The organism is Thalassotalea mangrovi (genome assembly GCF_005116735.1).
Classification (GTDB): Bacteria; Pseudomonadota; Gammaproteobacteria; order Enterobacterales; family Alteromonadaceae; genus Thalassotalea_A; species Thalassotalea_A mangrovi.
The window spans coordinates 59,164-72,254 of the sequence record NZ_SWDB01000003.1; the positions used below are offsets into that span (position 1 = coordinate 59,164).

The following is a 13,091-nucleotide window of genomic DNA, read 5'->3' on the forward strand; positions in this document are numbered from 1 at the left end:
ACACGAGAATTTTTAACGAGCAATGTTTGAAACCAATCCGATATTGAACAAATTGAAAGATATTCGCGAACGCACTGATTTGCTTCGGGGGTACCTTTGACTACGATCATAAATCTGAGCGCCTGATAGAAGTTAATCGCGAACTGGAGTTGCCAGACGTCTGGAATGAACCTGAACGGGCGCAGGCTCTTGGCAAAGAACGTTCATCCTTAGAGTTAGTCGTAAAAACCATCGACGATATGGTTACCGGCTGTGAGGATGTTGAAGGTCTTTTAGAGTTAGCGGTTGAGGAAAACGACCAGGAAACCTTTGATGACGCTCAATCCGAAGTGGATGAGTTAGAGAAGCAATTAGCCAAACTCGAATTTCGACGCATGTTTTCTGGCCCACAGGATGGTAATGACTGTTACCTGGATATTCAGGCCGGTTCCGGCGGTACCGAAGCTCAGGACTGGGCCAGTATGCTGATGCGTATGTATTTACGCTGGGGCGATGCGCATGGTTTCAAAGTTGACGTGATTGAAGAGACGGATGGTGATGTTGCGGGTATTAAAGGCTGTACCCTGAAGTTTTCCGGTGAATATGCCTATGGCTGGTTACGCACAGAAACCGGTGTTCATCGTCTGGTGCGAAAATCCCCGTTTGATTCGAATGCCCGTCGTCATACGTCATTCGCCTCGGCCTTTATTTATCCGGAAATTGACGACAGTATCGAGATTGATATCAATCCTGCGGACTTGCGTATTGATACGTTCAGAGCGTCCGGGGCCGGTGGTCAGCACGTTAACAAAACGGATTCGGCGATTCGTATTACCCACGAGCCAACCGGAACCGTGGTCCAGTGCCAAAATGATCGCTCGCAACATAAGAATAAAGCGCAGGCAATGAAGCTGTTGAAAGCAAAATTGTATGAGCTGGAAATTCAAAAGCAGAACGAAGACAAGCAAGCCCTGGAAGAGGGCAAATCCGATATCGGCTGGGGCAGTCAAATTCGCTCCTACGTGCTTGATGACAGCCGAATCAAAGACTTACGCACCGGTGTAGAGAGTCGCAATACCCAGGCGGTTCTGGACGGTGGTTTAGACCAATTTATTGAAGCCAGCTTAAAGTCTGGCCTGTAACCGAGAAGTGACAATGACTGAAATTGCCAAAGACGAAAACAAATTGATTGCAGAACGTCGTGCCAAGCTAGCGGCGATTCGTGAAAACTGTCCAGCTAATGGACATCCCAACGACTTTGAACGTGAGCACTATGCTGCCGATATCCAGGCTGCCCATGGTGATATGGATAAAGAAGCGTTGGAACAGGCGGATTTAACTTACGCGGTTGCAGGACGGATTATGGCCAAGCGTGGGCCATTCCTGGTATTGCAGGATATGTCCGGACGCATTCAGGCGTATGCAGATAAAAATGTCCAGAAAGACATTAAGCAGCGCTGGGGCATGCTGGATATCGGCGATATCGTCGGGGTGAAAGGAAAATTGCACAAATCCGGTAAGGGTGATTTGTATGTCAACATGGAAGAGTATGCGCTGTTGACTAAATCCTTGCGTCCATTGCCAGAGAAGTTCCATGGTTTATCGGATCAGGAAACCAAATATCGTCAACGTTATGTAGATCTGATCATCAATCAGGAAACTCGTGATACCTTCCAGGTTCGTTCTAAAATCGTTAATGGTATTCGCAAGTTTCTGACCGAGCGTAACTTTATGGAAGTGGAAACGCCAATGTTGCAGACCATTCCTGGTGGTGCGTCGGCGAAACCGTTTGAAACCTACCATAATGCCCTGGATATCGAGATGTTCTTGCGTATAGCCCCAGAGCTTTACCTGAAACGCCTGGTTGTTGGTGGCTTTGAACGGGTATTTGAAATCAACCGTAATTTCCGCAATGAAGGATTGTCGACTCGTCACAATCCGGAATTTACTATGATCGAATTCTACCAGGCCTATGCGACCTACGAAGATCTAATGAATATTACCGAGGAAATGCTGCGTACCCTGGCACAGGATGTGATGGGCACAACGGTGATCCGCAATACGGTGAAGAATGGCGAAGGTGAAGTGGTAGAAGAAAAGTTCTACGACTTTGGTAAGCCATTTGTGCGCCTGTCGATGATGGATGCCATTATGACCCATGCGCCAGAGCTGGACGAAGCGGTTATCCGCAATCCAGAACAGCGATTTGATGAGCTTAAAGCCATTGCCAAAAAAGTTGGTGTGAAAGAGCCTACTGGTGAAAACGTCTGGGGTGCTGGTAAGTATCTGTGTGAGATTTTTGAGGAAGTCGCTGAACATAAACTGGATCAGCCGACCTTTATTACGGAATACCCGTGGGAAGTATCACCACTGGCACGACGCAATGATGATAATCCGTTCATTACCGATCGCTTTGAATTTTTTGTCGGAGGCCGCGAGCTGGCTAACGGCTTCTCTGAGCTTAATGATGCCGAAGATCAGGCGGCTCGCTTTAAAAAGCAAGTGGAAGAGAAAGACGCGGGCGATGATGAAGCCATGCACTTTGATGAAGATTACATTACCGCACTGGAATATGGCCTGCCACCAACAGCTGGTGAAGGCATTGGTATCGATCGCCTGGTGATGCTGTTTACTGACTCACCCAGCATCAAAGACGTGATTTTATTTCCGCATATGCGACCGCTGGCGGAATAATTTGTAAACGAAAATGGAAACGGGAGCCAGTTGGCTCCCGTTTTTTTTGGTGCTGGCTTGGATAAAGCCAAAATCCAGCATTGATATATACTTAACCACGGAATATAGCGACGATCTGGCGAGGCAAGTATGGAAGGGTTGTTACCTTTAATCATTCAGCTACTTAGTGGAGCATTGGGCGGAAATTTAGCCGGTGCGATTTTTCATCGGTTGTCGCTGGGTACCATGGGCAATTCCTTACTCGGAATCTTAGGTGGCGGACTGGGTGCTTATTTAATATCAATGCTAGGTATAACCCTGGCGCCGGGTGGCAATTTAGATTTGTCCGGCATTATTGGTAGTGTCGCCAGTGGAGCCGTCGGGGGCGGAGTGCTGATGGCGGTGTTTGGTTTCGCTCGCGCCATAGTTGGTCGTTGAATCGATTACTAGCGGTATCTTCAGACATAGGGCTCGTCGCGTTTTCTGCTAGCAGTTACTCTGCGTGGTAAACTCTGCTAAACTTCCGATTTTTCTGATAATTGATTTTTTATGGCAATAAACTGGTTCCCCGGGCATATGCACAAGGCCCAAAAAGAGATCAAGGAAATCATTCATCAAATTGATGTAGTGATCGAAGTTTGCGATGCGCGATTGCCGTTTAGCAGTGAAAATCCGATGATCACCAGCATTCGTGGTGAAAAGCCGCTGATTAAAATCCTCAATAAAGCCGACCTTGCAGATCCTGAATTAACCCAGGTGTGGCTCGACTATTTTCAATCCCAACACAATGTCCGGGCACTGGCATTAACCACAGAAGAGCCATCTGGGGCCAAACAAATTGCCGGTTTAATTCGCAAGCTGGTGCCTAATAAAGACGAAACCGGGAAGCAGATCAATGCGATGATCATGGGCATTCCTAATGTCGGTAAGTCAACCTTACTCAATACCCTGGTTGGAAAAGTAAAGGCGAAAGTCGGTAATGAACCGGCGGTAACTAAGGCCCAGCAACGTATCCGTCTTGAAGATGGCTTATATCTGTTTGATACGCCCGGTATGTTATGGCCCAAAATTGCCAATGAAAACAGTGGTTATCGCCTGGCGGTTTCCGGGGCGGTGAAAGATACCGCCTTTGATCATGATGAGATTGCCTGTTTCGCTGCCGAGTATCTGCTTGAGGCTTATCCGCAGCGACTTATTGATCGCTATCAACTCGATCCATTACCGCAGCAGGAAGTGGAATTTCTTGAGGAGATGGGGCGTAAACGCGGAGCGGTCCGCGCGGGTGGTCATGTGGATTTTCACAAAGCATCACAGATACTGGTCAATGAAATTCGCGATAAAACCTTAGGGCCTATTACCTTTGAAACGCCACAGATGGTCGAAAAAGAACAGGTTTATTTTGCCGAATTGCAACAGCAACGTGAAGCTGAGCGCGAGGCTCGCAAGGCTGCCAGAGGCAGAGGCCGAAAAAATAAACGTAAATAATGGAATGAGTATGAGTGAGAATAATGAGTTTACCTTACATTCGGATTTGCAACGCGACTGTGTGCTAGTTGCGTCTTTGCCCTTGTGTGAGTTGTTGCTGTGTAACGACAGTCAGTACCGCTGGTTTATTATGGTACCGAGGCGTAACGACGTCAGTGACTTGCATCAGCTGGATTGGCAGGACTTACAGCAATTTATCAATGAATCAAGCATGGTCAGTGAGTTACTGATGCAGGAATTTCAGGGCGATAAAATGAACGTTGCGGCTCTGGGTAATGTGACGCCGCAGCTGCATATTCATCATATCGTGCGTTTTAAAGATGATCCGGTATGGCCAAAACCCATCTGGGGACAATTACCCCTCAAGCCTTATCCGCAAGGTGAAATCGATCGAATTCAGACATCATTATCGGCGAAATTGGCCGAGATAATGGCGCAGTAATTATTTTTTCTGTAACTGGTTGATTTGGGTCACGCACCACTGATTTTGTGGTGCCGCCCGGCCAGAATGTTGAGCGCAATTGACGATGTAGCCATTGATAAACTCAATTTCGCTTTGTCGGTGTGCCAAAATATCCTCGCGCATCGATGAACTGTTACCCGCCGTCTGCCGGATGACCTGATAAATGGTATTGCGCAGACGCTCTGGCTCAAGGTTGATTTTTTCTACCTTAGCCTGAACTACGACTTCATTAATTAATGCGTCAATGATGTCGGTAAAGCGGTCGTTGTTCAGTTCGCCATTTAATACATCATAGATGGCGGTAAGAGGATTAATGACACAGTTAACGGCAAGTTTGGTCCATTGGATTTCGCGGATGCTTGGATACCAACTGCAGTCCTGAAGGTGGTTCAGCAACGCTGCTGCAGGATTATCCCGGACATCGAATGCCTGGTAGCTCCCCAGTTGCCAGTTGCCTTTGCCCGTGTGCAGCACTTGTTCATCTTCTACACGACGTGCGCCCTGAGTGCTAAGTAACAGCCCCAGTTTGTAATTATCACCAAGAGCCTGACGTACCTGCTGAAAAACACCCATGCCATTGTGCTGAAGCACCAGTGGACAATCAGGCGACAGAAAAGGAGCGATGTACTCGACAGCACCTTTTACCTGATAGGCTTTTAACGCACAAATAACCATATCCGCCTGTCCAATCTGCTCGACCTTGATGTAGCGCCTTACCAGCTGCTCGGTGTTGCCATTAAGGTGAGTGAATTGATAAGTCTCGGTAAAGCCGAATTCCTGCTGACCAGGTTTGGGTAAAAAATGTACTTGATGATAAGCATCTAATTGCTGGTGTAGCAGGGATCCCATAGCACCGGCGCCGATCATTACTATGTTCATTGTTGTTGTTCCTTAATGATCGTATTTAGGGTTTTCATCATCATTACAATATTGATCTGGATTGCAACGAATCCTAGCAAAACTCAGGTTTAAAGAGAATTTATTGGATTGCCATAAGCCAGTTTGGTAGTCTACATGCCATTGCAAACATTATAGAAAAGAGAGTCTGCTATGCCATCTATGGACATCGTATCAGAAATTAATATCGAAGAAGTTCGTAATGCTGTCGACAACGCCAGTCGCGAGCTCAGCACCCGTTTTGATTTTCGTGGTGTCGAAGCATCTTTTGAGTTTATTAAACCTAATGTGAAAATTAAAGCAGAAGGTGATTTCCAGCTAAAGCAAATGCGCGATATGTTGCGGGTGCAATTATCGAAACGCGATGTTGATGCCAAAGCCATGACAGTAGGCGCAGAAGAGCATACCGGCAAGACCTACCAGCAAACCCTGACCTTTAAAGAGGGGATAGAACAACCAATGGCGAAGAAGGTCATTAAAATGATCAAGGACAGCAAATTAAAGGTCCAGGCCAGTATCCAGGGCGAACAAATCCGGGTAACCGGTAAGAAGCGGGATGACCTGCAAAGCGTAATGCGCCTTATTCGAGAAGCCGAATTAGAGCAGTCGTTCCAGTTTACCAACTTTCGCGATTAATCCTACCGGTTCGGGATACCATTAATGGTATTCCGAACCATTCATTCCAGGGCGCGTTTATCTTTGAAGGTCGATACCCTCTACCCATTTGCCAATTTCATTTGTCACTGCAACGGTACACAGTGATCGATTAATTATCAGACTCGGTAATCGATGAGGCTTTTTTGCTCCGTGGTGCTTGCAATCGGTGGCCACAGCGTTTTATATTGCCAGACCACAATCACCATTTAAGTGGTGCTGACAATAATTTATAACAACAAGTAAGAAGAATTCCTATGGCATCCTCTCGCGGTGAATTTAGTTCACGACTCGGTTTTATTATGGCAGCAGCTGGTTCTGCTGTCGGTCTCGGTAATATCTGGGGTTTTCCAACCCAAACCGCATCCAATGGTGGTGCGGCCTTTGTTCTGGTGTATTTAGTCCTGGCTTTCTGCCTGGCATATCCGGCATTTATGGCAGAACTTTTGATCGGCCGCTATGGCCAGGCCAATGCTGTTACCTCGCTACAAAAAATGTCGTCTCGTTCCTGGCAAAAGCATTTTGCTTTTCTGGTCGGCTTCGGCGGTATTATTTGTGCGGCATTGATTTTAAGTTTTTATGGCATCATAGCCGGCTGGATGATGTCTTATGCCATTGAAAGCGCTGCCAGTTTGTTTGGCCTCAATTCCGTTGCTGAGTGGGTAATCGGCAACAGTGTTGAGCGTAATTTACTGTTTACTATCGCCTTTATGGTATTAACCGTATTTATTATTCGCAAAGGCGTAGAAGACGGCATAGAGAAGTGGTCAAAACGTTTAATGCCAATGTTGATAGGCCTGCTTGTATTGCTGATCATTTATGTAATGACCTTGGACGGTGCAGCAGAAGGATTAAACGCCTACCTGAACCCTGATATCGAACGGTTAAAAGACCCGTCATTGATTGTTAGTGCGTTAGGACAAGCCTTCTTTTCACTATCCCTGGGGACCAGCGTAATGGTCATCTATGGCTCCTACATCGCCAAGAAAGAAAACCTGGTGAGCTTAGGCGCCCAGGTTACCCTGATTGATGTTAGTATCGCTTTCCTTGCTGGTTTGCTTATTATTCCTGCTATGTATGTCGCCCAGGCTCAGGGCGTGGCGATTTTTGCTGAAGATGGAAGCCTGATTTCCGGACCTGGCATGGTTTTCGATGTATTGCCTAAATTATTCGAAGATATGGGAATGATCGGTACCTTTGTTGGCCTGGCGTTTTTTATCTTAATGAGCATTGCCGCACTGACTTCGTCTATTTCCATGCTAGAAGGACCGGTATCTTATACGGTGGAACGTCATAATGTACCGCGAGCAAAAGCAACCACCCTGATAGGGTTTGTTATCCTGTGTATCAGTGTCGCGATTGTCGCGAATATTGAAACTGGCCTCGATTTTGTGGCGACCTTATCTACCCAATACGGACAACCGATAATTGCCATGTTGTGTTGTATTTTTGTCGGTTGGATATGGCACCGTAGCTCGATTCTTAAAGAGCTAAAACAGGGCAATGACAGTGTTGAGCACTCCCTGTTCTGGAAGATCTGGCCCTGGTATACCAAGTTTATCTGTCCGGTGGCTATTGCAGCGGTATTTATTAACTCGCTGTAACCCATGAGAATGTAACTATGAAAGCGCTGCGGTTAGTTCTGCAGCGCTTTTTTTGTGGCTATTTGTCGGTCTTAGCTGGATATACGCCAGGCGCTACTTGTCGGAGTTTAACAATTCACGAATCTGTTGTTGGTATTTGGCGAACAACTCGCCGTCCTTGGTTGGGACATCGGCGACAAATTTATAGGCGATATCGTTTAACTCAAAGCGGATTTGAAAAGCATGCAGGTAGCCTCGATCTGCGGCTGAGTCTGAACCGTAAATGGGGTCGCCGATAATCGCCGTACCAAGACTATTCATCGCCACTCGTAGCTGGTGGGTTTTGCCGGTTTTAGGCATTAACTTAAAGAACCTGACTCCGTCGCCAAGGGAATATGACTCAAATTGAGTAATGGCAGGGTTGTCCATCGAACGCAGTAATTTGAAACTACCACGTCTGGATTTCGCCATATCGCCTTTGATCCAGCCCTGCTTTTTTTTCGGCTTACCGCGAGCCAAGGCTATGTAAGTCTTGTCTACCTTACGCTCAGCAAAGAGCCTCGACAGATGTTGCACTGACGCGCTATTTCTTGCCATCAACATCACGCCGGACGTCATTTTATCCAGTCTGTGTAGCGGGTAAAGCTCATCATAGATGGCTTTATAGCGATTGAAAAAACCCTGCCCTAACGCATCTTCGTCATGGAAATTTACGCCGGAGGGTTTATTCACCACGATAAAGTCCGGGTGCTCAAATAAAGGGGCTGGTAACGGTTCGAGGTTCATACTGATCATTGGTAATGAGATTGTGAAAATTATAAATCGATTTTGCGCGCTACCCAATGGCTTTATTGGTTAAACAACAAAGTTGGTCTATTTTTGTGGGAGGAAAATATCTGTATTTCAGTACCTTTGTCTTAAATGCCATTGTAAAATCAGTATCTTCCCCCACATAATATGTTTATTGCCATTTTGTGGTGCACAACTAGGTTCGCCAGTGATGCGAGTTTTGGAGCAAAATTGACTTTATCTACATCCGATTTTATTGCCGAATTTTCAAAACCTTCTAATTTATCTGCACTGACGGGCATCAACCGTGGAATTGAGCGGGAGACCCTGAGAATCAAAGCCAATGGGCACTTATCCGAGCAGGGTCATAACCAGGCATTAGGTTCAGCGTTAACGAATCCACTGATCACGACCGACTATTCGGAAAGTCTATTGGAGTTTATCACTCCGGTTAGTGAGTCCATTGATGAGTCAATTGCTCAGCTAAAAGATATTCAGAAATTTACCCTTGATAATGTTAATGGTGATTTGTTCTGGCCGATGAGTATGCCATGTATTGTCGAGCACGAAGACGATATTAAAATCGCCCGCTATGGGTCTTCCAATATCGGAACAATGAAGAGCGTGTATCGCCAGGGCCTGAAGAACCGTTACGGCTCGATGATGCAGGTTATTGCCGGGATCCACTTTAATTTTAGCTTTAGTGAGAAATTTCATCAGACCGCGCAGTCGTTGTTAGGTGACAACAGACCACTGCAGGATTTTATCTCTGATCGTTATTTTGCCCTGATACGCAATTACAAACGTTTTGGCTGGCTAATTCCTTACCTGTTCGGCAGCTCGCCGGCGCTGTGTCCTACATTTTTGCAAAGCCGCCAGCATAATTTTGACTTTAAAAAAGCGCCCAGTGGTTGCCTGTATCTCGAACATGCAACCTCATTGCGAATGAGCGATTTGGGATATACGAACTCCGAGCAGTCGACTCTGAATATCTGTTATAACGATGTCGATAGTTATGTCGCCAGCGTCCAGAATGCGATTAATTTACCCTCCGAAAAGTTTGCCTCAATTGGGGTTAAAGAAAACGGTCAATATCAACAACTGAACAGTAATATTCTCCAGATTGAGAATGAGTTATATGCGCCGATTCGTCCAAAGCGGGTGGCTAAGTCCGGTCAAAAACCTTCCGAAGCGCTGGCACACGGCGGTGTTCAGTATGTTGAAGTCAGAGCCATGGACGTCAATCCGTACATTAGTACAGGTATCAGTCGTGAGCAAATGTATTTTATGGATGTGTTGCTTACGTTCTTTTACTTCCACGAATCTGCGGCGATGACGCCGGAAGAGTTTAAGCTTGCCTCTGAAAATACCGATAAGGTAGTTATCCAGGGGCGTGCTCCCGGCCTAAACCTCAATGACCAGGGTGTCGAAAAAACCATCCCGGTATGGGGGCAGGAGATATTTTCCGAATTAACAGCAATAGCTAAACTGCTCGATCAGGCGTATCAGACCGACCAATATAGCATCGCGGTTGCCAGGGAGCAGGAAAAGTTAAGCAATCCTGAGCTGACACCATCCGGCCGGATCCTGAATGATTTATTAACCGGCGGGCGAGGTATTATTGGCTGGTCATTACAGCATGCCAAGCGTTATCAGGAAGAGTTAAATCAATGGCAATATCAGGTATTTGACCAAGCCTATTTACAAAAGCTTGCGTCGGAATCCCTGGCAGAGCAAGCGGCAATTGAAGCTTCGGACCAGGTTGATTTTGACCAGTTTTTAGCGGATTATTTTGCAAAATAAAAACGGGTGAGGCGCATGGAACAAATAGAATGGCAGGATTTTAGTAAAGTACAATTGTGTGTGGGCACCGTACTCAGTGCCGAAGTATTTCCTGAAGCACGCAAACCTGCGTATAAACTGACCGTCGATTTTGGTGAGCACGGTATCCGCAAATCCAGTGCCCAAATTACCGATTTATATACTCCCGAAACCCTGGTAGGGAAGCAGGTGGTCGCAGTCATTAACTTTCCAGAAAAGCAAATTGGGCCATTTATGTCGCAGTGCCTGGTAACTGGCTTTTATAACGAAAAAGGGCAGGTGTGCCTGGCCGTTCCGGATAAGGATGTTCCTAATGGTTCGCGTCTGGCCTGACCTGCGAATAGGAATCCGATGCTCAAAAAACAAAACCTTTTCGGGCAAATACCGGCAGATTTAACGGTCGAGGTTTTTGATATTCTATATCAAAAACACGGGGTGACCATTGAGCGTATTGTTTCAAACGGCCAGTCGTCACCCGAACAGGGCTGGTATCAACAATCTCACGATGAATGGGTAATTGTGTTGCAAGGGAGTGCAAGTTTAGGTTTTGAAACCGAGGACGATGTGCAACTAGCTGCCGGGGAACATATTTTGATCCCGTCAATGATGAAGCATAAAGTCGTCACCACCTCGAGTAATCCGCCTACGATCTGGTTGGCGGTTCACGTCAATAACCCGGCTGGATGCTGCGCTGATAATGCTGACGGTACAGCATTGTAAACCACAGGATTATCAAAGCGAGCAAGCTGTACGCTGGTATGTATAACTCTGCATCTGGTGCAAACAGCCATGCCCCATAACAGATTGCCATATAAAGGATTGCCGCCAACAGCATCCAGGCGTAAAACCGCCAGTTGACACGAATGGTTTCCGTCGGTTGTAGCAGGTTACGACTATAACGAGAAGCATTAAATGGTACCACGCCGGTAATTGCATAGTGCAGCATTGGCAGCATAGACCCTGACAATAACCACAGCCCATTCATATCTATCGGACGTGTCGAAAGGACGACGGTTTCCCACAGGTATGCACAACAGGAAGTCAGCCAAATGGTTGTGGCTATGATAAACCAAAAACCCGGAACGGTTTTACGCATCTGAACCCAAATCATTTGTTGTTCGAGTTCGATTAATCTGTTTGCCTCAGAGTCGGCGTTATCAATTTCGGGTTGATCGGTTAAGGTTGAAGTAGGCTTGGCCATAATGAATGAAGTTTTTTTTTGAGGAATATACCCCTTGAACAATTGCACGGCAAGGCTTTGCGATGTGAATGACGATTTTAACATCAATTTACGGTTCTGTAGATATACGGCGCCGGGCGAGCGCATATCGTCGTGATATTTTTTCTATATATTTCAATCAGTAAGCTAGCCAGGTGAAGATGAACTTTAAATTGAGCAATAAATATACAGTTTTTTTTATTTCACAATGAACTTTTTCCTATTTGATCACTCTTATAAATTGAAAGCGTTTATTCCCTGGACGACTTTCCTTAAGATTCCGGCGCGATGTTTATCGCGCCTTTTTTTTTGTACAAGGATGTACTTATCCTCCCGTACCATGGATGGTAGCAAGGGAGGGTTGCCGAGATGGATGTACATGGTGAATGTATGGGCACATACGAACGAAAAATTGAAGTAGGTACCCTGCATCACAGGGACGGAATGATGCATGGGTGTACATGGTGAATGCATAGGTGTACATGGAAGTGCTTCGTCGTGATATTGTCGTCCCTGATATCACGACATACCATAAATCCCTTTATATATTCTCCCCACCAAAACAAAACTGCACAAAATAACAGCGATCTCTCACTTAGCCGAAAATATAACGAAATATTCGCTTGCAAATGCCGTTTAATTGATTCAGAATCAGCGCCACTCGAATTGGTGAAGGCTACCCTGGCTTTCAAATTAACAATCAATACGAGATCTACTTGCAGATGTGGTGGAATTGGTAGACACGCTAGCTTCAGGTGCTAGTGGCCTAACGGCCGTGGGAGTTCAAGTCTCCCCATCTGCACCAATTACTAAATCCTACAATTATTTACCGAAACATCATTGAATTTCGATCAGCTTCTATTTGCACAACAGAACGTCGTAAATCGGGCTCTAATCGTCTGGATATTTGTCGAAATTGTTATCTTTGAGGCAACCTTCTCTGTTCAACTTTTCCGACTGAACCGAAACTTACTCTCTACTAAATCTGCTTGATAATACTTCGAAGTTTGCTAATATCGCTTACCTGATAAAAATTAAACAAGTGCTGGTTTTGCCGAAAATATCATCAATCGTTGTTACTGTTTTGCTGATGCTTGCTCTTTTAGGGCAGGGGTTTGCCTATGCGGCGATGGCCTGTGATATGTCCCGGCACGATTCCCATGCCCAGATGGAATCTGAAAAGCACGCCATGCATGGCGATATGCATGCCAGTCATCATTCTGAATCCAAACAAGCGGATGTGACGACAGATAGTGCACATAGCGACTGTTGCATGGATGAATGTTTATGCCCTGCAACGGGTTGTAATAATGTTGTTTTTCTTGTCTTTGCAGCCGCGCAGTCGCAACGGCCTGAAACGCATGAAAAATATTCTCCTGCTCCTCCTTTCTTTGCGTCATTAACCCACATTTCTTTGTTTCGCCCACCCATATCTGCCTAACCCGGGATTAGTGTGTCCAAAATTTGCTGAACAGCAAGTTTGTGCACTCGTTAAGCGTTTTTTCGGTTTTAAAAAAAGATAGGCTAT

14 protein-coding genes and 1 tRNA gene are annotated in these 13,091 nt (G+C 45.9%); 12 read left to right on the plus strand and 3 right to left on the minus strand.

Annotated features, from left to right (window positions below; translation table 11 throughout):
• Window positions 1-22 precede the first annotated feature (22 nt).
• The 5 genes from prfB (at window position 23) to E8M12_RS01125 (ending at window position 4,579) form a co-directional block, all read left to right on the plus strand.
• Window positions 23-1,121, plus strand: a protein-coding gene (gene prfB / locus E8M12_RS01105; RefSeq protein WP_136734227.1) for a peptide chain release factor 2 whose coding sequence is annotated in 2 segments (ribosomal slippage) — window positions 23-97 and window positions 99-1,121 — 1,098 coding nt in all. Because the reading frame shifts where the segments join, the coding sequence is not laid out codon by codon here.
• Window positions 1,122-1,134: 13 nt separating this feature from the next.
• Complete coding sequence (lysS, locus tag E8M12_RS01110) at window positions 1,135-2,673, plus strand: lysine--tRNA ligase (protein WP_136734228.1); 1,539 nt, start codon at window positions 1,135-1,137, stop codon at window positions 2,671-2,673.
• Between the two features lie 129 nt (window positions 2,674-2,802).
• On the plus strand, window positions 2,803-3,090 hold the full coding sequence (locus E8M12_RS01115) for a hypothetical protein (RefSeq protein WP_136734229.1): 288 nt from the start codon (window positions 2,803-2,805) through the stop codon (window positions 3,088-3,090).
• A 111-nt stretch (window positions 3,091-3,201) separates the two neighbouring features.
• Window positions 3,202-4,137 (plus strand): ribosome biogenesis GTPase YlqF, encoded by a 936-nt coding sequence (gene ylqF / locus E8M12_RS01120; RefSeq protein WP_136734230.1) that lies wholly within the window; start codon window positions 3,202-3,204, stop codon window positions 4,135-4,137.
• 10 nt (window positions 4,138-4,147) lie between these two features.
• The gene (locus tag E8M12_RS01125) at window positions 4,148-4,579 is read left to right on the plus strand and encodes an HIT domain-containing protein (protein ID WP_136734231.1); all 432 of its coding nucleotides are present in this window, start codon (window positions 4,148-4,150) and stop codon (window positions 4,577-4,579) included.
• Here E8M12_RS01125 and E8M12_RS01130 read toward each other — a convergent pair whose 3' ends face one another.
• Window positions 4,580-5,479, minus strand: coding sequence for a ketopantoate reductase family protein (locus E8M12_RS01130; protein WP_136734232.1), 900 nt, complete (start codon window positions 5,477-5,479; stop codon window positions 4,580-4,582).
• A 171-nt stretch (window positions 5,480-5,650) separates the two neighbouring features.
• Between E8M12_RS01130 and E8M12_RS01135 the strand changes: the two genes are divergently transcribed.
• Both E8M12_RS01135 and E8M12_RS01140 read left to right on the plus strand, forming a co-directional pair.
• A complete protein-coding gene (locus E8M12_RS01135) occupies window positions 5,651-6,133 on the plus strand; it encodes a YajQ family cyclic di-GMP-binding protein (RefSeq protein WP_136734233.1) in 483 nt (160 codons plus the stop codon).
• Between the two features lie 275 nt (window positions 6,134-6,408).
• A complete protein-coding gene (locus E8M12_RS01140; RefSeq protein WP_136734234.1) occupies window positions 6,409-7,755 on the plus strand; it encodes a sodium-dependent transporter in 1,347 nt (448 codons plus the stop codon).
• 93 nt (window positions 7,756-7,848) lie between these two features.
• On the opposite strand, the gene E8M12_RS01145 is transcribed toward E8M12_RS01140, so the two are convergent.
• Entirely contained in the window at window positions 7,849-8,520 is a 672-nt protein-coding gene (locus E8M12_RS01145; RefSeq protein WP_169302999.1) for a TIGR01621 family pseudouridine synthase, read from the minus strand.
• A 234-nt stretch (window positions 8,521-8,754) separates the two neighbouring features.
• Between E8M12_RS01145 and gshA the strand changes: the two genes are divergently transcribed.
• Genes gshA through E8M12_RS01160 form a run of 3 tightly spaced genes read left to right on the plus strand, consistent with a single transcriptional unit; the run spans window position 8,755 to window position 11,064 of the window.
• Window positions 8,755-10,326 (plus strand): glutamate--cysteine ligase, encoded by a 1,572-nt coding sequence (gene gshA / locus E8M12_RS01150; RefSeq protein WP_246033976.1) that lies wholly within the window; start codon window positions 8,755-8,757, stop codon window positions 10,324-10,326.
• A 15-nt stretch (window positions 10,327-10,341) separates the two neighbouring features.
• Window positions 10,342-10,677, plus strand: a complete 336-nt coding sequence (locus E8M12_RS01155) for a tRNA-binding protein (RefSeq protein ID WP_136734237.1) — start codon at window positions 10,342-10,344, stop codon at window positions 10,675-10,677.
• An 18-nt stretch (window positions 10,678-10,695) separates the two neighbouring features.
• On the plus strand, window positions 10,696-11,064 hold the full coding sequence (locus E8M12_RS01160) for a cupin domain-containing protein (protein WP_136734238.1): 369 nt from the start codon (window positions 10,696-10,698) through the stop codon (window positions 11,062-11,064).
• On the opposite strand, the gene E8M12_RS01165 is transcribed toward E8M12_RS01160, so the two are convergent.
• Window positions 11,012-11,629 carry a hypothetical protein gene (locus E8M12_RS01165; RefSeq protein ID WP_136734239.1) on the minus strand — a complete coding sequence of 206 codons (618 nt, stop codon included), beginning with the start codon at window positions 11,627-11,629 and terminating at the stop codon, window positions 11,012-11,014. The genes E8M12_RS01160 and E8M12_RS01165 overlap by 53 nt on opposite strands.
• Window positions 11,630-12,281: 652 nt before the next feature.
• Between E8M12_RS01165 and E8M12_RS01170 the strand changes: the two genes are divergently transcribed.
• A tRNA-Leu gene (locus tag E8M12_RS01170) sits at window positions 12,282-12,368 on the plus strand.
• 246 nt (window positions 12,369-12,614) lie between these two features.
• Window positions 12,615-13,004, plus strand: a complete 390-nt coding sequence (locus E8M12_RS01175; protein WP_136734240.1) for a CopL family metal-binding regulatory protein — start codon at window positions 12,615-12,617, stop codon at window positions 13,002-13,004.
• Window positions 13,005-13,091 lie beyond the last annotated feature (87 nt).

Coding starts and splice junctions, on each gene's coding strand:
- E8M12_RS01130 (WP_136734232.1), bottom strand. CDS start 5,479: ATGAACATAGTAATGATCGGCGCCGGTGCTATGGGATCCCTGCTACAC.
- E8M12_RS01115 (WP_136734229.1), top strand. CDS start 2,803: ATGGAAGGGTTGTTACCTTTAATCATTCAGCTACTTAGTGGAGCATTG.
- E8M12_RS01135 (WP_136734233.1), top strand. CDS start 5,651: ATGCCATCTATGGACATCGTATCAGAAATTAATATCGAAGAAGTTCGT.
- E8M12_RS01140 (WP_136734234.1), top strand. CDS start 6,409: ATGGCATCCTCTCGCGGTGAATTTAGTTCACGACTCGGTTTTATTATG.
- E8M12_RS01160 (WP_136734238.1), top strand. CDS start 10,696: ATGCTCAAAAAACAAAACCTTTTCGGGCAAATACCGGCAGATTTAACG.
- ylqF (WP_136734230.1), top strand. CDS start 3,202: ATGGCAATAAACTGGTTCCCCGGGCATATGCACAAGGCCCAAAAAGAG.
- E8M12_RS01125 (WP_136734231.1), top strand. CDS start 4,148: ATGAGTGAGAATAATGAGTTTACCTTACATTCGGATTTGCAACGCGAC.
- lysS (WP_136734228.1), top strand. CDS start 1,135: ATGACTGAAATTGCCAAAGACGAAAACAAATTGATTGCAGAACGTCGT.
- E8M12_RS01165 (WP_136734239.1), bottom strand. CDS start 11,629: ATGTTAAAATCGTCATTCACATCGCAAAGCCTTGCCGTGCAATTGTTC.
- E8M12_RS01145 (WP_169302999.1), bottom strand. CDS start 8,520: ATGAACCTCGAACCGTTACCAGCCCCTTTATTTGAGCACCCGGACTTT.
- E8M12_RS01155 (WP_136734237.1), top strand. CDS start 10,342: ATGGAACAAATAGAATGGCAGGATTTTAGTAAAGTACAATTGTGTGTG.